Annotated in this window: 26 protein-coding genes; 17 read left to right on the top strand and 9 right to left on the bottom strand. The window is 35.3% G+C overall.

Features of this window, described 5'->3' with window-relative positions; all coding sequences use genetic code 11:
• The first annotated feature begins 8 nt into the window (after window positions 1-8).
• The 7 genes from GN157_RS06150 to GN157_RS06120 all read left to right on the top strand — a co-directional run bounded on the left by GN157_RS06150 (window position 9) and on the right by GN157_RS06120 (window position 4833).
• Window positions 9-635: an alpha/beta hydrolase gene (locus tag GN157_RS06150; protein WP_157482217.1), complete on the top strand. Its 627-nt coding sequence runs from the start codon at window positions 9-11 to the stop codon at window positions 633-635.
• Complete coding sequence (locus tag GN157_RS06145; protein WP_157482216.1) at window positions 635-991, top strand: cupin domain-containing protein; 357 nt, start codon at window positions 635-637, stop codon at window positions 989-991. The genes GN157_RS06150 and GN157_RS06145 overlap by 1 nt, the downstream gene beginning before the upstream one ends.
• Before the next feature lie 78 nt (window positions 992-1069).
• Window positions 1070-2398: an AAA family ATPase gene (locus GN157_RS06140; RefSeq protein ID WP_157482215.1), complete on the top strand. Its 1329-nt coding sequence runs from the start codon at window positions 1070-1072 to the stop codon at window positions 2396-2398.
• Entirely contained in the window at window positions 2382-3128 is a 747-nt protein-coding gene (locus tag GN157_RS06135; RefSeq protein WP_157482214.1) for an RloB family protein, read from the top strand. The genes GN157_RS06140 and GN157_RS06135 overlap by 17 nt, the downstream gene beginning before the upstream one ends.
• A gap of 34 nt (window positions 3129-3162) precedes the next feature.
• Window positions 3163-4059, top strand: coding sequence for a pirin family protein (locus GN157_RS06130; RefSeq protein ID WP_157482213.1), 897 nt, complete (start codon window positions 3163-3165; stop codon window positions 4057-4059).
• A gap of 4 nt (window positions 4060-4063) precedes the next feature.
• Window positions 4064-4339 (top strand): GNAT family N-acetyltransferase, encoded by a 276-nt coding sequence (locus GN157_RS06125; RefSeq protein ID WP_157482212.1) that lies wholly within the window; start codon window positions 4064-4066, stop codon window positions 4337-4339.
• Between the two features lie 71 nt (window positions 4340-4410).
• Entirely contained in the window at window positions 4411-4833 is a 423-nt protein-coding gene (locus tag GN157_RS06120; RefSeq protein WP_157482211.1) for a DUF3995 domain-containing protein, read from the top strand.
• On the opposite strand, the gene GN157_RS06115 is transcribed toward GN157_RS06120, so the two are convergent.
• Together GN157_RS06115 and GN157_RS06110 are read right to left on the bottom strand one after the other, a co-directional pair.
• A complete protein-coding gene (locus GN157_RS06115) occupies window positions 4834-5220 on the bottom strand; it encodes a rhodanese-like domain-containing protein (RefSeq protein WP_157482210.1) in 387 nt (128 codons plus the stop codon). It abuts the gene before it with no gap.
• 71 nt (window positions 5221-5291) lie between these two features.
• Window positions 5292-5810 (bottom strand): thioredoxin family protein, encoded by a 519-nt coding sequence (locus GN157_RS06110; RefSeq protein WP_157482209.1) that lies wholly within the window; start codon window positions 5808-5810, stop codon window positions 5292-5294.
• A gap of 176 nt (window positions 5811-5986) precedes the next feature.
• Here GN157_RS06110 and GN157_RS06105 point away from each other — a divergent pair, with 176 nt between their 5' ends.
• Window positions 5987-6418 carry a response regulator gene (locus GN157_RS06105; protein ID WP_157482208.1) on the top strand — a complete coding sequence of 144 codons (432 nt, stop codon included), beginning with the start codon at window positions 5987-5989 and terminating at the stop codon, window positions 6416-6418.
• Between the two features lie 32 nt (window positions 6419-6450).
• Here GN157_RS06105 and GN157_RS06100 read toward each other — a convergent pair whose 3' ends face one another.
• Genes GN157_RS06100 through GN157_RS06090 form a run of 3 tightly spaced genes read right to left on the bottom strand, consistent with a single transcriptional unit; the run spans window position 6451 to window position 8003 of the window.
• Window positions 6451-6765 (bottom strand): rhodanese-like domain-containing protein, encoded by a 315-nt coding sequence (locus tag GN157_RS06100; RefSeq protein WP_035130569.1) that lies wholly within the window; start codon window positions 6763-6765, stop codon window positions 6451-6453.
• 22 nt (window positions 6766-6787) lie between these two features.
• Window positions 6788-7408, bottom strand: a complete 621-nt coding sequence (locus GN157_RS06095; protein WP_157482207.1) for a thioredoxin family protein — start codon at window positions 7406-7408, stop codon at window positions 6788-6790.
• A 13-nt stretch (window positions 7409-7421) separates the two neighbouring features.
• On the bottom strand, window positions 7422-8003 hold the full coding sequence (locus GN157_RS06090) for a TlpA disulfide reductase family protein (protein ID WP_157482206.1): 582 nt from the start codon (window positions 8001-8003) through the stop codon (window positions 7422-7424).
• Between the two features lie 141 nt (window positions 8004-8144).
• On the opposite strand from GN157_RS06090, the gene GN157_RS06085 reads away from it, so the two are divergent.
• From GN157_RS06085 to GN157_RS06075, 3 genes are read left to right on the top strand one after another with little or no spacing between them, the layout of a single operon-like run.
• On the top strand, window positions 8145-8600 hold the full coding sequence (locus tag GN157_RS06085) for a MarR family winged helix-turn-helix transcriptional regulator (RefSeq protein ID WP_157482205.1): 456 nt from the start codon (window positions 8145-8147) through the stop codon (window positions 8598-8600).
• A 21-nt stretch (window positions 8601-8621) separates the two neighbouring features.
• Window positions 8622-9254, top strand: coding sequence for an NAD(P)H-dependent oxidoreductase (locus GN157_RS06080; RefSeq protein WP_157482204.1), 633 nt, complete (start codon window positions 8622-8624; stop codon window positions 9252-9254).
• 28 nt (window positions 9255-9282) lie between these two features.
• Window positions 9283-9852, top strand: coding sequence for a YceI family protein (locus GN157_RS06075; protein WP_157482203.1), 570 nt, complete (start codon window positions 9283-9285; stop codon window positions 9850-9852).
• 84 nt (window positions 9853-9936) lie between these two features.
• Here the strand turns inward: GN157_RS06075 and cysK are convergent, their stop codons facing one another.
• Both cysK and epsC read right to left on the bottom strand, forming a co-directional pair.
• Window positions 9937-10845 carry a cysteine synthase A gene (cysK, locus tag GN157_RS06070; protein WP_157482202.1) on the bottom strand — a complete coding sequence of 303 codons (909 nt, stop codon included), beginning with the start codon at window positions 10843-10845 and terminating at the stop codon, window positions 9937-9939.
• A gap of 12 nt (window positions 10846-10857) precedes the next feature.
• On the bottom strand, window positions 10858-11673 hold the full coding sequence (gene epsC, locus GN157_RS06065) for a serine O-acetyltransferase EpsC (RefSeq protein ID WP_157482201.1): 816 nt from the start codon (window positions 11671-11673) through the stop codon (window positions 10858-10860).
• Window positions 11674-11956: 283 nt separating this feature from the next.
• Between epsC and GN157_RS06060 the strand changes: the two genes are divergently transcribed.
• Entirely contained in the window at window positions 11957-12526 is a 570-nt protein-coding gene (locus GN157_RS06060; RefSeq protein WP_157482200.1) for an anthranilate synthase component II, read from the top strand.
• Here GN157_RS06060 and GN157_RS06055 read toward each other — a convergent pair.
• Window positions 12523-13155 carry a hypothetical protein gene (locus GN157_RS06055; protein WP_157482199.1) on the bottom strand — a complete coding sequence of 211 codons (633 nt, stop codon included), beginning with the start codon at window positions 13153-13155 and terminating at the stop codon, window positions 12523-12525. The two genes, GN157_RS06060 and GN157_RS06055, sit on opposite strands and share 4 nt — an antisense overlap.
• A gap of 238 nt (window positions 13156-13393) precedes the next feature.
• Window positions 13394-13591, bottom strand: coding sequence for a hypothetical protein (locus tag GN157_RS06050; RefSeq protein ID WP_157482198.1), 198 nt, complete (start codon window positions 13589-13591; stop codon window positions 13394-13396).
• 95 nt (window positions 13592-13686) lie between these two features.
• On the opposite strand from GN157_RS06050, the gene rmuC reads away from it, so the two are divergent.
• From rmuC to GN157_RS06025, 5 genes are all read left to right on the top strand, one after another.
• Window positions 13687-15090 carry a DNA recombination protein RmuC gene (gene rmuC, locus GN157_RS06045; protein ID WP_157482197.1) on the top strand — a complete coding sequence of 468 codons (1404 nt, stop codon included), beginning with the start codon at window positions 13687-13689 and terminating at the stop codon, window positions 15088-15090.
• Window positions 15091-15106: 16 nt separating this feature from the next.
• Window positions 15107-15652, top strand: coding sequence for an acyl-CoA thioesterase (locus GN157_RS06040; RefSeq protein WP_157482196.1), 546 nt, complete (start codon window positions 15107-15109; stop codon window positions 15650-15652).
• Between the two features lie 62 nt (window positions 15653-15714).
• Window positions 15715-16806 carry a hypothetical protein gene (locus GN157_RS06035; RefSeq protein ID WP_157482195.1) on the top strand — a complete coding sequence of 364 codons (1092 nt, stop codon included), beginning with the start codon at window positions 15715-15717 and terminating at the stop codon, window positions 16804-16806.
• A gap of 115 nt (window positions 16807-16921) precedes the next feature.
• Entirely contained in the window at window positions 16922-18016 is a 1095-nt protein-coding gene (locus tag GN157_RS06030; protein WP_157482194.1) for a hypothetical protein, read from the top strand.
• A gap of 34 nt (window positions 18017-18050) precedes the next feature.
• Entirely contained in the window at window positions 18051-20066 is a 2016-nt protein-coding gene (locus tag GN157_RS06025; protein WP_157482193.1) for an FG-GAP-like repeat-containing protein, read from the top strand.
• Window positions 20067-20144 lie beyond the last annotated feature (78 nt).

The following is a 20144-nucleotide window of genomic DNA, read 5'->3' as shown; positions in this document are numbered from 1 at the left end:
TTTTTAAAATGAAATTTGAACCATTAAAATATATATATCAGTCATCCGGAAATGCAGCAGCCTATACACTATTGCTGCTGCACGGCACCGGTGGCAACGAGAAAGACCTTATCCCTTTGGCTAAAGACTTTGGCGACCGCTTTAATATTCTTAGTCTTAGAGGGAATGTAAGCGAACACGGTATGCCGCGCTTTTTTAAACGCCTTGGCATGGGAGTATTTGATGAAAAAGACCTTGATTTTCGTACCGATGAAATGGTATCTTTTATAGAATTTATATCCGATAAGGAAGGATTTGATATTACCAAACTCATTGCTTTAGGCTACTCTAATGGAGCCAACATTGCAGGATCAACACTAATTAAGTACCCAGAGTTTTTGGCAGGAGCTATTTTATACAGACCCATGCAACCGTTTAAAGAAGTAAAATCCATTGGTACTGATACCGGTGTACCTGTATTTTTCAGTTCGGGAAGGCTGGATCCTACCATTAATCCAAACGAAACGGCAGAATATCTGGACAAATTAAAAGAGTTAAGTTTTACTGTAGAGCATCATGATTTACTTACAGGGCATAACCTTACCCAAAACGATATTGAACTTACTGCCGAATGGCTTAACACAAATTTTGCCTGATGGAAGCTTTTAACATAACACGAATACACACTGATGCTAACGGAGACAGTCGTTTTGAGTCTGTCTCCGTTACTTTAAACGATGCCGGGGAAATAGGTTTCCTTTCGGAAGCACAAAAGGTCGGTACTGTTCAGTTTAGGAAAGTTGCCCCAACCTACGATTATGATTTCCATAATGCTCCAAACAGGCAGTACATTATTCTTATAGATGGGGTGATTGAAATAGAGAACTCATTAGGTGAAAAAAGATACTTTAAGGGCGGAGATATCCTGTTAATGGAAGACACAGAAGGTAAAGGGCATAAAACCCGTAATATTACAAACGAAGTACGCTCATCCCTGTTTATAAAGCTATAAAGCGCTTTTCTGTAAAGATACAGACAAAAAAGTGTTTTATAATTCATTTTTATGTATTTTTGATCAAAAAAACAAGACATGTTAGTACAATTCTCTATACAAAACTTCAAAACTTTTAGAAAAAAATCTACTATAAGTTTTGTTGCCTCTAATTATGATAAAATAGATTTAGAAGAGAGCAATGTAGTAAATATAGAAAACTTTCAATATCGATTACTAAAAAGTGCTGTAATCTATGGCTCAAATGCTAGTGGTAAAACAAAATTTTTAGATGCTGCTGCATTTTTAAGATGGTTTATAATAAACTCTTCAACAAAAACTCAAGAAGGAGATAAAATAAATGTACAACCGTTTGCTTTTAATACTCATACAGAAAAAAAACCTTCAGAATTTGAAATTATATTTATAATAGACGATACTCAATATAGATATGGTTTTGAAGCGAACAAGAAAAAGATTATTTCTGAATGGCTATATCAAAAAAAATTAAATTTAAAACCAAAAGAGGTCGAACTTTTCTATAGAGAGAAGTCAACATTCACTTTCCATAAATTATTTAAAAAATTTGAATTACTCCAAAAAGAAGGAGATATCATTAGAGACAATGCTCTAATCCTGTCTTTAGCAAATCAATTTAAAGTTAAAGTTGCTAGAAAACTTGTCAAATACTTTGAAGATTTATCATTTTTATTAGGTAATGAACCAAATTATTATGAAGGATTTTCTTTAAATCAAATTGCTGAAAAAAGTGAAATTGGAATAAAAATTATTGAAACGATAAAAAGATTTGATATAGGTATTAGTGATATTAATGTCAAAGAAATACATATTGATAATGATAAATACAATAACCTGCCTAAAGAAATCCTAAATAAATTCATAGAATTAAAAAAGAAAGAAAAAGAAATTCAAATAATAGAAACTGAAGCTATTCATAAAAAATATGATATAGATTATAATTTTGTATCTTCGGAAGCCTACGATTTTGACAACACTGAATCAGCAGGCACTCAAAAACTATTAGCATTACTAGGACCTATTTTTGAGTCTTTAACTAATGGTTCTTCTCTATTTATTGATGAACTAGATTCTCGCTTACATCCTAATATTGTTTCTCATCTTATTAAATTATTTAACTCTTCCGAAAGTAATCCAAAAAATGCTCAATTAATTTTTAATACACATAATAGTAACCTTTTAAACGAAAATATTTTCAGACGAGATCAAATATGGTTTGTTCAAAAAAATAGATATGGAGAGGCTGAAATATATTCTTTAGCAGATATAAAAATTAGAAAGAATAGTAATTTTGAAGAAAAATATTTACAAGGCAGTTATGGAGGCGTACCATATATAGAAAATTTGTCTGATTTATTTAATTCTCCTGAAAATGAAAATGAAAAATAAAAAGCAGGAGCAAGAGCTTAAGAAGAAACAACATAAAGCTCAATTAAAACAAAAGAAAAATAAAGAAGCTATTTTAGATCGAACTAATGATACTCGAAATGAAAAATTAAAAATTTTAATTACATGTGAAGGTAAAAATACTGAAAAAGATTATTTTAATCAACTAAGAATAGCCTCAATGCAAGTGGAAGTTATTGGTATTGGTGACAATACTATTTCTTTAGTAAAAAAAACTATAAATATACGTGATTCAAAAAAAATAAAATATGATGAAGTTTGGTGTGTTTTTGATGCTGATCCCAAACCTGACAATCCAAAACAATTACAAAACTTTAATGAAGCAATATGGCTAGCTGAAAAAAATAATATAAATGTCGCATACTCTCACCAAGCATTTGAATATTGGTTACTCCTACATTTTAATGACTATCAAGGAGAGCCTATGGATAGAAAATTATATAAGCAAAAACTGAATGAATTTCTAAAGCCATACAACTTAAAATATGATAGTAGTAATGATAAAAGGGGAAAAAGTATTAGCTCAGAAATGTTTGATATACTAATGGCAAAGGTAAATGGAAAAAGGAGAGTTTGTCATGCTATAGAAAGAGCTGAAAAAATATCCAAAACATTTTCTGATAATAATCCTGCTAAAAATGAATCCTCCACAAAAGTTTTTTTATTAATGAAAAAGTTGTTGGGTATTGATGAGGAAAATACTTGTAAATAACTATCAACTAAAAATATAGCTAATTAATCTCATCATGTCAAACATTAACCTCATTATAGAAGAACGTCCCAGCGACATAGGCAACTTTTTGGTAGGAAGGCTTTTACCTTTTAAAGATAAAAGGACAGTAGGGCCTTTTGCTTTTATAGACCACATGGGACCTGTAGCGCTTAAGGACAACGAAAATATGGATGTGGGGCCGCATCCTCACATTGGGCTTTCTACCCTAACCTACCTGTTTGAAGGCAGTATTATGCACAAGGACAGTTTGGGATCTGAAGTGGAAATAAAACCCGGACAGGTAAACTGGATGACTGCCGGAAAAGGTATAGTACACTCTGAACGTACCCCTGATTACCTGAGACATTCTGACAAGAGCCTTCACGGATTACAGATTTGGGTAGCCCTGCCAAAGGAATTTGAACAAATGGATCCGTCTTTCGTACATGTGGAAGAAGACCAGCTACCTACATGGCAGGAAGATAGCGTTGATTTCAAACTGATTGCCGGAGAGGCTTTCGGAAAAAAATCGCCTGTACCGGTGTACAGCAAACTGTACTTTATAGAAATTAAAAGTAAAACAAAACAAAAGCTTAGCATAGGTAAAAACCTGTATGGCGAAAGCGGATTATACATACTGGAAGGGAGTATAGAAAGCGACGGAAACACCTTTGAACCAAAACAGTTATTGGTAGCTAAAGAAGCCTCGCTGTGTGAATTCACAATTAATGAAAACAGTACGGTGTATATTTTTGGCGGAGAACCTTTCCCTGAGCCAAGGCATATATACTGGAACTTTGTAGCGACATCATATGAACTTATTGAAGATGCCAAACAAAGATGGCTGGATCAAACCTTCCCTAAAATAGAAGGAGAAACGGGATTTGTACCCCTGCCTCCACAAAACACTAACTTTAAACCAAAACACTAACCCCATGGAAATAAAACATTATGATGATGGCAAAAAAGGCCACTTTAAAGCTTTAGAAGGCGATGTACAGGCTGGTATAATGACCTATGTATGGGCAGGAGATAAATTTATCATTGAGCATACCATAGGTAACCCTGACTTTAAAGGTATAGGTAAAAAATTACTGGACGAGGCCGTGACATTTGCAAGGAATAACAACAGCAAAATAATTCCTCTATGTCCTTTTGCTAAAAGAATGTTTGATAAACACGAGGAGATTCGTGATGTTTTAGCACAGTAAAATATTTTCAATACGATTTAAAATCATTACGATTTAAAGCGGTAACTTTATAGGAACCAAACTTAATCGTAATGATTTTTCCTGTTTTAATAAATACCTCCATATTTATATTTCTGTCGTTTTTACATGTGTATTGGGCTATGGGAGGCACCCGTGGTACTAATGCTGTAATACCTGTACTGGAAGGAGATGACAAACCCTTTGAACCCGGACCTTTAATGACGCTCGCCGTTGCAGCCGGATTGGGTTTATTCGCCTTTATAATGATAGGCAACCTGGATATTTTTAAAGCTTATGTAAGCCTGACCTTTTTTAAATATGCAACACTCGTAATAGGGATAATATTTACTTTAAGAGCTATTGGCGATTTTAAATATATAGGCTTCTTTAAAAAAACAACGGGTACCCTCTTTGCTAAGAACGATACCCGTTATTATTCACCTTTATGTTTGGCAATAGCATTTTTCTGCTATCTTATTTTCCTTATAGGCTAATTATTTCTTTACCGGCTCTCCTGCCTCATTCCAGGCATCCATACCACCATCAAGCTCTACAATGTGCTTAAAGCCTTTTTCGTGCATAATTTCAACTGCTTCGGCACTACGTCCTCCGGCTTTACAGTATACATATACCGTTTCCTCCTTATCCAGTTTATCAATACGCTGTTCAAAGTCCTTATCATACAGGTGGATGTTAACAGCTCCGTCTATATACCCCGACTTATATTCTCCCGGAGTACGTACATCAATAAGCTGACCTTTTTCTGCTTCTACCTTATGAGCAAACTCTGTAGGAGAAACCAGTTCGGTTCCATCCTTCTTTTGTGCCTGGCAGGAAACAAGTGTAATTAATAGTGCTGTGATATAAAATAGTTTTTTCATGCTTAAAATTTTAGTGTGTATGCAAAGTTAAGGGTAAACTTAAACAATGAAACGTTACATCCCAGAAACACTTATTTCTTAATCGTAAAAACCTGTGAAATTACGTCAAGCTGTGCTTTTGTTAGCTTAGACGTTTTTTTAAGCTTAGTTACAAACTCCCCTACTTCCTCAGCCGTTGCCGGGCAACCCAGGTTCTCCCCTTTGCTGTTAAACGCATCGGCAAGTACAGTACCATCGGTATCCAGTATCACCCAAAAAGGTATCCCTACACCCGATGCTTTGTATTTTGTTAAAAGATCGGCAGCGCCCGGATTTTCAAGATTCTTATTCTTTGGCGACTCCTGTACCGTTAAAAAAGTAGTAACATAATTATTATCAAAAAGTTTTTTGCATAAGGAACTCTGCATGTTCTTTTCCATCTTTTTACACCAGCCACACCAAGAGGCATGGAATATTACAAATACTTTTTTATTTTCTTTTTTAGCCTGTGTATAAGCCGTTTGTAAAACCGTAGAAGCATCCTCCTGAGCATGCGCCACGGTTAAACTTCCTAACAGGAAGAGACATAGTAAAATTGATTTTATTTTCATTTTTCAGTTGGATTACAAAGTTGTATGCCTGTGCAATTTAAGTAAATATAAGTAATTACTTATATCTCAAACGTTAGAATGATAAAAAACATGCTTAATATTATAACACAAAAGCCTTTAATAATTACTATCTATGCATAGTAAAAACCAAACCAAAACAGCAAGGAGAATCCACCATGAAAAAACATAGGGATATTTTAATTATTGAAGATGATGAGGACGACAGGGAAATTTTACAGGAAATATTCAGGGATCTTGGATATAAAAACAAACTGGTATTTTTCCATGACGGCGTAGAAGCTCTTGATTATTTAAGAAGACCTGAAGTAGAGCCTTTTATAGTAATTTCCGACATTAATATGCCTAAACTGGGCGGTTTTGAATTAAGGGAATTAATACTACAGGAAGAGATTTTTATGGATAAAGACATACCTTATGTTTTTATCTCTAACGCTCAGGATGAGCATTCTGTAAGGCAGGCTAATAAGCTTTCCATTCAGGATTACATCCACAAAGGAAGTGACTACAACAGCTATAAGGAACGTATAAAAAACCTAATTGATTACTGGAGGGAAAACATTAACTCGTTTACCTCATCGGGAAAATAAAAAAGAGAGCCGTTTGGCTCTCTTTTTTTATTTTATTCAGGCTCATTTACCGGACCATCCCACTGGGTAATACCCCCAATAAGGTTATAGGCCGTTTCAAAACCCAACTGATTCATAATACTGCAGGCCTGTGCACTTCGCCCTCCGGCTGCACAATACACATAGTAGTTTTTAGATTTATCAAGCTCCTCAACGGCATAAATAAATCCCTGACCTTTATAGATATCTATATTAATGGCTCCCGGTATAATACCGCGATTCCATTCGTCTTCAGTACGGACATCCAGAATAACGGCATTTTCGTCTTCCTGTGCTTTGTCCCACCATTCCTGTTGTGATAAGTTCATTCTGTTATTTTTGGCAAAGGTATTATGCTTTTATTGAACAGCCAATAGCCTTAGTTTCTTTTACACTAACTTCTTTTCCTTTTAAAAGTGAGTTTACTGCATCTTCAACATACTTTTTAGTAACGGCAGCCTCATCTTCATAGTTGTCATCTATAGCACCTATGTATTTAACTACATTACCTTTAGCTGTTTTTTGTAGTACATAAACGTGTGGTGTTTTTGTAGCACCATACTGCGGGTATATTTTTTGTCCTTCGTCTAAAAGATATGGGAATGTAAACCCTTTTTCTTTTGCTCTAACCTGCATATTTTCAAAACTATCGTCTTTTAGTTTCTCAGGATTATTAGGATTAATGGCAATTACCGGATATCCCTGTTTTTTGTATTTCTTGTCAAGCGCTACTATTCTATCCTCATACGCCTTTGCATAAGGGCAGTGATTACAGGTAAACACTACAATGTAACCTTTAGCATCTTTAAAGTCTTTTAGTGATACTCTTTTACCGTCAATGTTTTTAAGACTGAAATCGGTCGCTACATCACCCACTTTATATCCGTTTACAACGTTGTCCGACTTACTAACTGTAAAGGCAAACAGTACTCCTATTATGGCAAATGCGCCTAAAAATTTTATTGCTTTCATGATTTATGATTTATTATGGTTTGATAAAATTATTTAATTCTTTTTCCAGCTCACTATAAGTAAACGACTGCTCGTAAAACTTACGCTCATCTTTATTGTAAATAATGGTTGCCGGTAATGCCCCGCTCCATGTGGTATCTATTTTCCTTATCCATGTATCGGCATCAGGATCACGAAGCATAACCACATCGCTTTGAAGCTTTTTATTCTTAATAAAAGGGATAAGCCTGCTCTCAACCGACTTATGCATATCCAAGCTTACCAACAGTACTTTTACCTTATCGTTTTTATACTTTTCATTTAGTTGTTCAAAATAAGGTAATTCCTCTACACAGGGTACACACCAGGTAGCCCAAAAATTGACCACATAAGTAGTATCGTTACTTTTGGTAAGAAAGTATTCAAGTCCGTCATATTTATACGCATTTACGGTAACACTATCCTTAGTATACACATGCATGGGGGTTGGCATTTTTTCCTCGGTAACTGCTTCCGTAGTCTCTTTTACCTCCTCTTCACCTTCTTTTTCTTTCTTTTCATTACAGGAATACAACAAAAATATTGCCGCAAATCCTGCTAATAGCATTTTTTTCATGAATGTCAATTTACGTTAAGGCCAATAAAATTAAGGCAAAAAAGGCTATTCATTTACCGTTAACAAATTTTTAACACAACATTTGTATATACAAATATAAAATATACTACATTTGTACATACAAATATTGTAGATACAATTATGAAGATAGAAGAAGTTATTAAAGCAACAGTACCTATGAGTCTTCCTAAGAAGATTATTCTGAATATTATGTATACCCAAAACGTAATAGGTGAAAACTTTAATGAAATTGTTAAGGCTCATGATTTATCACCTGAACAATATAATGTTTTAAGGATACTAAGGGGACAAAAAGGCAAACCTGCAAACATGTGTGTAATACAGGAACGTATGGTTGCCAAAACCAGCAATACTACCCGACTGGTAGACAAGTTACTGCTAAAAGAACTGGTAACACGTGAAGTTTGCCCTGATAACAGACGGAAAATGGAAGTCGCTATAACCCAAAAAGGACTGGATTTACTAAAAGAACTGGATCCTGTTATAGACAGCCATGAAGAAAAGTTTACTAAAAACCTGACTGTTGAAGAGCAGGAAACACTAAATACATTATTAGAAAAATACCGAAACGCATAATCAAATTAGAGTATAAAAATCATGGAAAATTATATTGAAAGTTTAAACTGGCGTTATGCCACAAAAAAATACGACCCTTCAAAAAAAGTATCGGCTCAGGATCTTGAAACACTAAAAGAAGCAGTACAGCTAAGTGTTTCATCAATGGGATTACAGCCGTACAAAGTACTTATCATTGAAAACCCTGAAGTACGCCAAAAGCTTAAAGCTGCCGGTTACAATCAGGATGGTATTACCGAATCTTCTCAACTGTTTGTTTTTGCTTATGAGAAAAATGTAAGCGAAAAACATGTAGATGCTTATATGGATAACATAAGTAAAGTAAGAGAAATTGAAAAAGAGTCCCTAAAACCGTTTGAAGATACAATTAATGGTTTCATTAATAACCAAACAGAAGAAGGCAAAAACACATGGGCTGCAAAACAGACTTACATTGCGCTTTCTACTTTAATCAACACTGCTGCATTACTTAAAATTGATGCTACCCCTATGGAAGGTTTCAATGCTCAGCAATTTGACGAGATACTGGGCTTAGACAAACTTGGTCTTAGCACAGCAGTTATTGCAGCAGTAGGTTACCGCCATGAAGAAGACGGTTTCCAACACTTTAAAAAGGTTAGAAAACCTCAAAATGAATTATTTATCACTATCTAATATTCTAAATTCAATTAATTAAAAAAAAATGAAAAATTTCAAAACAATTGTAGTTGCGCTAGTAGTAGCTCTTGGAACCATAACAGCATCTGCTCAGGACAAGAAAATCAACACTTCATCAAGTAAAATAAGCTGGGTAGGTAAAAAAGTTACAGGTCAGCACGAAGGTGTTATCAGCCTTAAAGATGGTGTACTTAATTTTAAAAAAGGTAAACTTACAGGTGGTAACTTTACTGTAGACATGACTTCTATCACTGTTACAGATCTTAAAGCTGGTGAAGGTAAAGAGAAACTTGAAGGTCACTTAAAAGCTGCAGACTTTTTTGGTACTGACAAGCATGCTACTTCTAAATTAGTATTCAAATCAGTTAAAGTAAAATCAGGTAACGTTTACACTGTAAATGCTGATTTAACAATCAAAAACATCACTAAACCAGTTACTTTTGATTTAACTGTAAACAACAATTCTGCAACTACAGCGTTTAATGTAGACAGAACTAAGTATGGTATTGAGTACAAGTCAGGAAGTATTTTTGACGGTCTTGGTGACAACATGATTTACGACGAATTTGAACTTACTGTAAATCTTAAGTTCTAATAATTAGAGTTTAAATTGAAATAAAAATCCCCGATGGTTTCCATCGGGGATTTTCTTTTTAACCAAAATTAATGTTAGCAATTCTTAAAACAATCCTTCAATAGAGAGGTAACGCTCTCCTGTATCATAATTAAAGGTAAGTACTGTAGCTCCGTCAGGAATTTCAGCCAGCTTTTTGTTTACAGCCGCTAATGATGCTCCTGTTGAGATACCTGCAAGTATACCTTCTGTTTTTGCAACATTTCGGGCAAAATCAAATGCCTCATCTTTCCCTACTGTAATTACACCGTCAATAAGGTCGTTTCTGTAAATAGAAGGTACAAACCCTGCCCCTATTCCCTGTAAAGGGTGAAGCCCCGGGTCACCACCACTTAATACCGGAGAAGCTTCTGGCTCAACGGCAAACACTTTAAGGTTAGGGAATTTTTGCTTTAAAATATCGGCAACTCCCGTTATGTGTCCGCCCGTACCTACACCCGTTATCAGGTAGTCAATCCCTTCAGGGAAATCGGCAAGGATTTCCTGAGCGGTGGTTTTACGGTGAATATCAACATTCGCCTGATTATCAAACTGACTTGGCGACCATGCGTTTAGCGTAGACTCTGTTAACTCCCTTGCCTTTTCAATAGCCCCTTTCATACCCTTTTCACGTGGGGTAAGTTCAAACTCGGCACCATAAATAGACATTAGTTTCCTGCGTTCCACGCTCATTGACTCAGGCATTACAAGAATAAGCTTATATCCTTTTACTGCCGCTACAAATGCCAGCCCAATACCCGTGTTACCCGAAGTAGGCTCAATAATAACACTATCCGGCTTTAAAAGTCCCTTAGCCTCGGCGTCTTCAATCATTGCCAGTGCAATCCTGTCTTTAATACTGTTCCCCGGATTATTGCGTTCCAGCTTAATCCAAACGTTTTTACCTTTAAATAGCTTATTAAGTTGTACGTGAGGTGTATTACCTATAGTTTCTAAAATATTATTAGCTTTCATATCTATGCTGTTTTATATTACAAAATTTAATGGTTCAGGAAATGTTTCCTTAGATTTTATTGTTATTTCACTTTTATGATATACCAGAGAATGTGAAGGAATGGAATTAGTAAGCCAAACGTTACCTCCTATTACAGAATCGTTACCCACTACTGTATTTCCTCCTAAAATGGTGGCATTGGCATAAATGGTAACATTGTCACCAATTGTAGGGTGTCGCTTTACCGATGCTTCCTCCTTGTGCACACTAAGCGCACCAAGTGTTACTCCCTGATATATTTTTACGTCATCACCTATTACTGATGTTTCCCCTATCACGATACCTGTACCGTGGTCTATAAAAAAACGATCACCTATAGTAGCTCCGGGATGTATATCAATACCGGTTTTACCGTGTACATATTCACTTATAAGCCTGGGTAATACCGGTACATCATTAATCCAAAGCTCATGTGCAACACGATAAATCGCTATTGCAAAAAAACCCGGATAGGCCACCAATACTTCGGTTCTTGACTTGGCTGCAGGATCAAAAGCAAAAATTGCCTTCAGGCTATCTTCCATTTTTTGATGCAGCACTACCACCTTTTCCTTAAGATGGTTTATTAACGGTTGTATTCTCTCTTCCTGCAGCCCCGAAAGGCAAAGCAGATCAGATAGTACTCCGTCCAGCTCTTTTTCTTTATTTAAAAAGAAATCATAATCGGTAAACTGCGGCCCTATGCAAAACAGCCACTGAAAAAACTCTTCTGTCCAGTACCCTGTTTTCTGTTTATCGGGCAACACCCCCGATTTCAAATAATTTGCGGTATAAACGGGATGCTTCATATATTAGTTATTAAAAGGCTATAAATAAAAAAGGCTCCTCGTGGTAACGAGGAGCCTTTAACTGTTTACTGTTTAGGAATGAACCTAATTTTTGTGCACAGTTAATGCATCCCCGTATAAAAGGAAACACATACACTCCGTACACTTGTTTGTTAAAACTGCCATATATTCTTTTGTGCATAACAAATATAATTAAATATTTTCATTAGTCTACTACTTTAGTAGATTTTTAAGATTATTTTTTTTCGGTTCACTTTCATACATTTGCACACCTGCATTAAATATGAAAAAAGTACTTGTAATAGATAACTACGACAGCTTTACGTATAACCTGGTACACTATCTGGAAAGTTTGGATTGTGAGGTTACCGTTATAAGGAACGACGAACTCCTTCTTGAAGATGTTGACGATTTTAATAAAATCCTTTTATCACCCGGTCCGGGTCTCCCTGCCAATGCCGGATTACTGGAAAGTATCATAAAAAAATATGCTCCTTCTAAAAGTATACTGGGCGTTTGTTTAGGGCAACAGGCTATTGGCGAAGTTTTTGGCGGAAAGCTCATAAACCTCGATACAGTATACCACGGCGTAGCCACTACAATAACTATTATAGCAGAAGACGAACCCCTTTTTAAAGGGCTTGATAAAAAAATTTGTGTGGGGCGCTACCATTCCTGGTGCGTGGATAAAGAAGATTTTCCTGAAACATTGGAAATAACTTCCCTGGATGAAAACGGACAGATAATGTCACTACGTCACAAGGGGTATGACGTGAGGGGCGTGCAATTCCATCCTGAATCGGTACTGACTCCTAACGGGAAAACAATACTTAAAAACTGGTTAGAGATTTAATTAGGAATCTGCCTTAACCTTAAGCTAATTATAATCGCAAATATCAGGACACCTAATCCAAAAATTATTCGACCATGCTTTCTTTCAACGTCTGTGTAACTAAATACACTTATACCTCCGGGCATTTGCTTTTGGGAATTCCACATTAAAAAGCCAATCACTATACCGGCTACACCTCCTAAAAGTGCTAAAACATATCCGGCAAGAATATACACTATCTGGTTTGTTTTTGGCTTAGCTGTGTTTTTAGCTTTTTCCTGTTTTATACTATACAGGGTATCGGCATCAGTGGGCATACCTTTTTCATGAAGTATCTTTTTAGCAAGCATAAAATCAAAGTCACTCCAAACGTCCTTATTAACCAGGATGTCGTACAACTGCGGAGTTGAGTAAGAGTATAAACAATAGTCACCTGCTACCTCCCCTACCATTTGCTCGGTTTTTTCTTCCAGCAACCTTGTAGCATTTTTAAGATCGGTAGTAATTACCTTAACCTCAAAATCACCAACAGGAGAGTCGTGATTATCGTTTAAAAAGCTTCTTATTTCATTTTTGCACAAAAAGCGCTTCAGTTCTTTTGCCTGATCGAAATCAGGAAAAGTCTTTAAAGTAGTAAAAGTTCTTTTCATTTGGTTTATATAGATGGTGGTTTTCCAAATATAGGAAAAACCTCCTAAAAACCTCATTTACATATCAGATAACCAATAATTTAAAGAAAACTTATAGATAAGTTTTAACAAAACCTTTATATATGCGGATTTCCGTAAAGTAAAAATTACTAAAAAGACAACAAAAAAACTTTAACAATTATTTTGTATTTAAAATAGTACTAAAATATACTTCTCTAAACAACTAATAAATTGACTTTTAAGACATATATAAATTAAATCGGAACAGAAAGGAAATAGCCTTAACTATAATGCCTATACAAAACATAGTAAACCCGTTTAGAAAAGCTTTGTTATCTGCCAGATAACATTCTATATTATTTTTTAGCAGGAACTCTTTAAGTTCACGAGTCTGAACCACATCAGGAAACTTTTTAAAGGTCACTATTTCACTCATTATTGTTAGTTTGTAAAAACAACTATAACAGTATTTTTTTGTGTAGTGCCTTGCAATATTTTCCTTAATTTTACCCTTAAGCAAATACACTACAAATGCCCGATACTATTACATTACTATTCGCCTTTATTATTGCCTTAGCTTTAGGAATTTACTTAGGAAGGATTTTATTTTCTTCAAAATCATCTTCAGACAAAAAAGTACTCGAAGAGCGTAACAATAGCCTTATGCTTACCATTGAACAGCTTAAACAGCAGGCCGTAAACGAAAAAGGTGTTTTAGAAAAACAGATTACCCAGATAATTACCGAACGTGACGATTTAAGAACGGCTAAAGATGCCCTTACCGTACAGCTTACCAAAAAGGAAACCGACTTTGATAACCTTATGGAGCGCATGCGCGAACAAAGAAAGGAAACCGAAGAGCTAAGGGAAAAATTCACTAAAGAATTTGAGAATCTTGCCAATAAGATACTGGAAGAAAAATCCAATAAATTTACCGAACAGAATAAGGAAAATCTTAAAAATATACTTTCCCCATTACAGGAAAAGATCCATCTGTTTGAGAAAAAAGTGGAAGATACCCATAAAGAAAGTATTGACTACCATGCCGCACTGCGCCAACAAATATTAGGGCTTCGTGAAATGAACGAGCAAATGAGCCGTGAAACGCTTAACCTTACCAAGGCACTTAAAGGTGACTCTAAAATGCAGGGTAACTGGGGCGAACTTATATTGGAACGCGTACTGGAAAAATCAGGGCTTGAAAAAGGACGTGAGTATGAGGTACAGCAAAGTCATGTTAATGAAGAAGGAAACAGAATTCAGCCTGATGTGGTTATAAACCTTCCTGATGGTAAGAAAATGATTGTTGACTCTAAAGTTTCACTTGTAGCTTACGAGCGTTATGTAAATGAAGAAGATGAAACTCTAAGAATTGTTCATCTAAAAGAGCACGTAAGTTCTATCAAAAGACATGTAGACCAGTTAAGTGACAAAAATTATCATGACATTTATAAAATGGAAAGCCCTGATTTTGTGTTGCTTTTCATCCCTATAGAACCTGCTTTTGCTATAGCACTTAACGAAGACACAACTTTATACAACAAGGCTTTTGAACGTAATATAGTAATCGTTACTCCAAGTACCTTACTGGCAACCCTACGTACTATAGACAGTATGTGGACCAACCAAAAGCAACAGGAAAATGCTTATGAAATTGCAAGACAGGCAGGAGCGCTTTACGATAAGTTTGAAGGTTTTGTGGGCGACCTTATTATGGTAGGAAAACGTATGGACGAAGGTAAAAAAGCCTACGAAGGTGCTATGAATAAACTGGTTAATGGTCGCGGAAACATAATTACCAGTATTGAAAAACTTAAAAAAATGGGAGCCAAAGCTAAAAAAGCGCTTCCTGAAAATATTGTAAACAGGGCACTGCTCGCTGCAAATGAAAATGATATTGATGAAGACGATAATAACGAACTGCCTAACTTGTAACTAATACCCTTTTATTATGAATACCAAGCCAAGAAAGGTAAGCACCTCTAAGGTTACTATATCAGAACTGATGTTACCCTCACACTCTAACTTTAGCGGAAAGATACACGGTGGCTATATATTAATGCTAATGGACCAAATTGCTTTTGCATGCGCCTCTAAATATTCAGGTCGCTATTGTGTAACCGCATCGGTAGATACGGTAGACTTTCTAAATCCAATCGAAATTGGCGAATTGGTTACCATGAAGGCATCGGTAAACTATGTTGGGAATAGTTCTATGGTTGTAGGCATCAGGGTAACTGCACAAAACATACAAACCGGAGTTGTTAAACACTGTAACTCATCTTACTTTACCATGGTAGCTAAAGATGATGAAGGTAAAAATGTAAAAGTACCTACATTAATACTTTCAGACCTTGAAGAAGTAAGACGTTTTTATAATTCGGTTAAACGTGTAGCGCTTAAAAAAGAAAGAAACCTGCACAGGGAAACTTTTGACCACACCTCGGCAGAAGCTCTTGAAGGATTAAATCAGTACAACATTAAACTTGAGTTATAAAGATGTTTTTTTAAAGTTTTATATATATTTGTTATCCTTTTAACAATTATAAGATATAACGAATGAAAAAACAATACTTTTTATCTTTAGCAATAGTTTCTTTATTACTTAGTTTTTTTATTTCATGCGGATCAGACGATAGTGATAACTATTCTGAGATACCGGAAGAATCTCCTGTAGTTTTTGACATTACAACTGTACCATATCCTAAATTATCAGATTACAATTTCTTTGAAGGCGATATGAAAAATCTTGAGCCTGTTTATGGTGTGTTACCCTACGATCTAAACAGCTCATTGTTTACAGACTATGCTCTTAAAAAGCGTTTTGTATGGATGCCTGATAATACTCCTGCCAGTTATACTAGTGACGGTGCTGTTTTAGATTTTCCAACAGGAACTATATTAATTAAGAACTTTTATTATGAAAATGTAGGCGCAGAAAACGTTACAAGAATTTTAGAATCCCGCTTACTTATTAAAAAACAATCTGGATGGATATTTGCCAATTATGTATGGAATGGTGACCAAACTGAAGCTTACCTCGATATGGAAGGAAGTACTGTAAGAATGTCATGGAATCATAATGGTACAACTAAAACAATAAATTATAAAATACCCTCGGAAGCAGATTGTGCACTTTGCCATACTTTTAATGAACAGTCGAGCCCAATAGGCCCTAAACCGCAAAACCTTAATAAAGCATACCATTATAATGAGGGAGTTAAAAATCAAATTACTAAATGGATTGAGACTGGTTATTTAAACTCTGCTCCTTCACAAATAACATCAACAGTAAATTGGAAAGATAATACACAACCTCTTGAGCTAAGAGTACGCTCTTATCTCGATATTAACTGTGCACATTGCCATACTGAAGGTACGTACTGCGGATATACGCCTATGAATTTTGCCTTTAACCAAACCAGTGACCCTATTAACTTAGGCATATGTATACCTCCAAGTGATTTTGCTACAAATGGCGAACCTTATCTTATTTCCGGGCAAAATATTGAAGAATCTCTTATTTACTTTAGGATGAACAATAACATTCCTACGGAAATGATGCCTTTGAGAGGTCGTACAATTGTTGATCAAGAAGCTTTATTAATGATGAAGGAGTGGATAAACTCTCTTGAAACAAGCTGTCCTTAGTGTTACATTTATAACACTAAAAATCAAATACATAAGTTTTAACACAGTTCCATAAAAGGGTAAATGTTTTATTATATATTTGTTATATTATTGTAAAAATAATTAACACAACCATATGAAAAAACATATTTCACTAAAAATATACCTATACTTATATTTAATTATTGCTTTTTCATCATGCGGAAAAGATGATTCAGAAGAATACTCAATAATACCCACCCCTTCTCCTGTTGTCCTCGATCTTGAAGCAGTTCCTTATCCTAAACTTTCGGACTATAACTTTTTTGACGGCGAGATAAAAAACCTCAATCCTGTTAAAGGTGTAGTTCCTTACGACCTTAACAGCACACTTTTTACAGACTATGCATTAAAAAAGCGATTTGTATGGATGCCTGAAAATGTAAAGGCTTCATATGTTTCAGACGATGATATACTAAACTTTCCTGACGGGGCTGTACTCATAAAAAACTTTTACTACAACAATATACAGCCTGATAATAGTACCCGTATTATAGAAACCAGGCTAATGATAAAAAAAGGAGGCAAATGGATTTTTGCTAACTATGTTTGGAACAATGAACAAACAGAGGCCTTATATAACATGAACGGAGGTTTTACTAATATTACCTGGCTACAGGATAGCGAAATAAAAACTACTAATTACCGCATCCCTTCAAAATTAGAATGTTACACCTGCCATAAATCTCAACAGGATTCGGTACCAATAGGTCCTAAACCACAAAATTTAAACAAACTGTTTGATTATAGTGATGGTACAAAAAACCAATTAAACAAATGGATTGAACATGGTTATCTTGAAAATAATTTACCACAAAACATTACTGCCAGCATAGACTGGACAGATGAAACCCAACCCTTGGAATTAAGAGTTCGCTCTTATCTTGACATTAACTGTGCCCATTGCCATCGTGAAGGGTCACATTGTGATTATCGTCCTATAAGGCTTGCCTTTAGTGAAACTATTACCCCTTCTAACCTTGGTATATGTGTGGAACCACAGGAATTTATAAACAATTCACTTAAACATATAATATCTCAGGGCAGTACAGAAAAATCTGAAATGTATTACAGGTTAAATTCTGTAATGGAAAACGAAAGAATGCCCCTTTTAGGAAGAACCATACAACACACAGAAGCGCTTGAACTTATGGAAGAATGGATTAACAGCATGGAAGAACCATGCCCGTAAAAAATGAAAACAAACCAATAACCAAACTAAGCTTATGAAAAGAATTGTTACTCTATTATTAGTTATTACAGGCTGCCACAGTATGTACGCACAGCAAAGCTGTAACAATGCAATTGCCGTTACAGAAGGGCAATACTCCGTTACATTTAGTAATGAAAGTGAAATACCTCAAAATTGCATAGATAACGAAACAGGGACTCAAGGAGCATGGTACATGTACACGGCTACCGAAGATCATAAAGTTACAATAAACACTAAGGTCCCTGAACTACTTTTTTATGACACCAGAGTAATGGTATATACCGGTGACTGTAACAACTTAACCTGTATTGCAGGTGATGATGATAGTGGCGGCTATCAAACATCTCTGGTTACTTTTAATACTTTAGCCGGTACTACTTATTATTTTGCATTTGACAATAAGTGGAGCTCAGATGATTTCGATTTTACACTAACATTTGATTATCCTTTTTTATACAGTTCGTATGATATAGAACTTGCCGGTAATTATAAGTTTTGTGTTGTAGATATTAATGGAGATTATCTTGATGATATTGTTTCTCCTTCAAATAATTCTGTCAATGTATTATATCAGTCAAGTAATGATTCTGGATTTACACCAGCTACATTAACAGCACCAAATACTAATAATATTCCTTCCTGGAGTATGGCTGCCGGCGATTTTGATAAAAACGGATATAATGATTTATTGTACGGAAACAGTGTAGGAGCCGCAATAATACTTGCTAATGAAGACGGAACGGCTTTCTCTGATATTATTGAGTCGCCCTCAACCTTTTATCTGTTTTCACAAAGAACAAATTTTGTAGATATTAATAATGATGGTAACCTGGATGCTTTTGTTTGCCATGATGTTGAGCCTAACGTTTATTTTCTTAATGATGGCGAGGGAGGTCACGAATTTATTCAGGGAGGACTTGGCGATTATCCCGAAGGAGGAAATTATGGTTCCATTTGGATTGATTATGATAATGATGGTGACCAGGATTTATTTATTGCAAAATGTAGGGGTGGAGGAAATCCTGCCGCAATGAATGAACTGCATCGCAATGACGGAGATATGACCTTTACTACTGTAGCCAGTAATGATACAAATGAATCTAACATGGCCGATATGGTACAAACATGGTCATCTGCATGGGCTGATTATGATAATGATGGAGATATGGATGTTCTTATAGGTGCGAGTTCGTTTGTAAGTGGTCACCATAAACTGATGCTTAATAATGGAGATGGTACATTTACCGATGTAACAGCCGGAAGTGGTTATGAATCTTTTAATCAGTTAAGTATCGAACATGTAGCCCATGATTTTGATAACGATGGATTTGTAGATGTTTTTGGCGGAGGAGAGATAATAATGAAAAACAATGGTGACTTAACCTTTACACCGGTAGTTATACCAGCCACAAATGGTCCTATAGGCGATTTAAACAATGATGGTTTTTTAGATATATTAAACGGAAACACGGTTTACTTTAACACACCTAACAACAATAATTGGCTAAAAATTACTTTACGTGGAGTAGAAAGTAATGCAAACGGTATTGGAGCAAGAGTTGAAATTTATACAGAAGGTAGTGAATGGGGTAGTCAAATTAGAGATGTGCGAAGTGGTGACGGTTTTAGATACATGAGCTCTTTAAATGTTCATTTTGGACTGGGACTAACCCAAACGGTAGATCAATTGGTTATCAAGTGGCCATCTGGAATTATTGATGTAATAAACAACCCAGAAATAAACCAAACTACCCATGTAACCGAAGGAGAAGCTATATTAAATATTACAGATGCTGAAAACAGCCTGTTTAAACTATATCCTAACCCAGCTAAAGACTACATACAGGTAGAAGCAAAAAATATTGAAATAAAAAGAGCGCTTATTTACACAATAAACGGCAGAATTGTAAGCGATAGCCAAATCACTAATAATACTATTTCGATTAAAGAACTTGCTCAGGGTACTTATGCCGTAATTCTTCAGGACAACACAGGAAAATACCATACTTCAAAAATCATTAAAGAATAATTCTATTTGATTTCTGTAAAAAGAGAAAGCCTGTCTAATTAGACAGGCTTTCTCACACACACATTTTTAATATAGCTA

Origin of the sequence: Flavobacterium rakeshii, assembly GCF_009741375.1 — a bacterium.
GTDB lineage: Bacteria > Bacteroidota > Bacteroidia > Flavobacteriales > Flavobacteriaceae > Flavobacterium > Flavobacterium rakeshii.
The sequence above is the reverse complement of the archived record's forward strand: the minus strand, read 5'-3'. Positions and strand labels throughout refer to the sequence as shown.

What these genes read in the sequence shown, in the direction of transcription:
- GN157_RS06150 (WP_157482217.1), top strand. Translation starts at nt 9, where the DNA reads ATGAAATTTGAACCATTAAAATATATATATCAGTCATCCGGAAATGCA.
- GN157_RS06035 (WP_157482195.1), top strand. Translation starts at nt 15,715, where the DNA reads ATGAAAAAACAATACTTTTTATCTTTAGCAATAGTTTCTTTATTACTT.
- GN157_RS06075 (WP_157482203.1), top strand. Translation starts at nt 9,283, where the DNA reads ATGAAAAATTTCAAAACAATTGTAGTTGCGCTAGTAGTAGCTCTTGGA.
- GN157_RS06140 (WP_157482215.1), top strand. Translation starts at nt 1,070, where the DNA reads ATGTTAGTACAATTCTCTATACAAAACTTCAAAACTTTTAGAAAAAAA.
- GN157_RS06125 (WP_157482212.1), top strand. Translation starts at nt 4,064, where the DNA reads ATGGAAATAAAACATTATGATGATGGCAAAAAAGGCCACTTTAAAGCT.
- GN157_RS06120 (WP_157482211.1), top strand. Translation starts at nt 4,411, where the DNA reads ATGATTTTTCCTGTTTTAATAAATACCTCCATATTTATATTTCTGTCG.
- GN157_RS06100 (WP_035130569.1), bottom strand. Translation starts at nt 6,765, where the DNA reads ATGAACTTATCACAACAGGAATGGTGGGACAAAGCACAGGAAGACGAA.
- GN157_RS06110 (WP_157482209.1), bottom strand. Translation starts at nt 5,810, where the DNA reads ATGAAAATAAAATCAATTTTACTATGTCTCTTCCTGTTAGGAAGTTTA.
- GN157_RS06050 (WP_157482198.1), bottom strand. Translation starts at nt 13,591, where the DNA reads ATGAGTGAAATAGTGACCTTTAAAAAGTTTCCTGATGTGGTTCAGACT.
- GN157_RS06085 (WP_157482205.1), top strand. Translation starts at nt 8,145, where the DNA reads ATGAAGATAGAAGAAGTTATTAAAGCAACAGTACCTATGAGTCTTCCT.
- rmuC (WP_157482197.1), top strand. Translation starts at nt 13,687, where the DNA reads ATGCCCGATACTATTACATTACTATTCGCCTTTATTATTGCCTTAGCT.
- GN157_RS06060 (WP_157482200.1), top strand. Translation starts at nt 11,957, where the DNA reads ATGAAAAAAGTACTTGTAATAGATAACTACGACAGCTTTACGTATAAC.
- cysK (WP_157482202.1), bottom strand. Translation starts at nt 10,845, where the DNA reads ATGAAAGCTAATAATATTTTAGAAACTATAGGTAATACACCTCACGTA.
- GN157_RS06080 (WP_157482204.1), top strand. Translation starts at nt 8,622, where the DNA reads ATGGAAAATTATATTGAAAGTTTAAACTGGCGTTATGCCACAAAAAAA.
- GN157_RS06115 (WP_157482210.1), bottom strand. Translation starts at nt 5,220, where the DNA reads ATGAAAAAACTATTTTATATCACAGCACTATTAATTACACTTGTTTCC.
- GN157_RS06025 (WP_157482193.1), top strand. Translation starts at nt 18,051, where the DNA reads ATGAAAAGAATTGTTACTCTATTATTAGTTATTACAGGCTGCCACAGT.
- GN157_RS06130 (WP_157482213.1), top strand. Translation starts at nt 3,163, where the DNA reads ATGTCAAACATTAACCTCATTATAGAAGAACGTCCCAGCGACATAGGC.
- GN157_RS06030 (WP_157482194.1), top strand. Translation starts at nt 16,922, where the DNA reads ATGAAAAAACATATTTCACTAAAAATATACCTATACTTATATTTAATT.
- GN157_RS06090 (WP_157482206.1), bottom strand. Translation starts at nt 8,003, where the DNA reads ATGAAAAAAATGCTATTAGCAGGATTTGCGGCAATATTTTTGTTGTAT.
- GN157_RS06135 (WP_157482214.1), top strand. Translation starts at nt 2,382, where the DNA reads ATGAAAATGAAAAATAAAAAGCAGGAGCAAGAGCTTAAGAAGAAACAA.
- GN157_RS06055 (WP_157482199.1), bottom strand. Translation starts at nt 13,155, where the DNA reads ATGAAAAGAACTTTTACTACTTTAAAGACTTTTCCTGATTTCGATCAG.
- GN157_RS06095 (WP_157482207.1), bottom strand. Translation starts at nt 7,408, where the DNA reads ATGAAAGCAATAAAATTTTTAGGCGCATTTGCCATAATAGGAGTACTG.
- GN157_RS06145 (WP_157482216.1), top strand. Translation starts at nt 635, where the DNA reads ATGGAAGCTTTTAACATAACACGAATACACACTGATGCTAACGGAGAC.
- GN157_RS06105 (WP_157482208.1), top strand. Translation starts at nt 5,987, where the DNA reads ATGAAAAAACATAGGGATATTTTAATTATTGAAGATGATGAGGACGAC.
- GN157_RS06040 (WP_157482196.1), top strand. Translation starts at nt 15,107, where the DNA reads ATGAATACCAAGCCAAGAAAGGTAAGCACCTCTAAGGTTACTATATCA.
- epsC (WP_157482201.1), bottom strand. Translation starts at nt 11,673, where the DNA reads ATGAAGCATCCCGTTTATACCGCAAATTATTTGAAATCGGGGGTGTTG.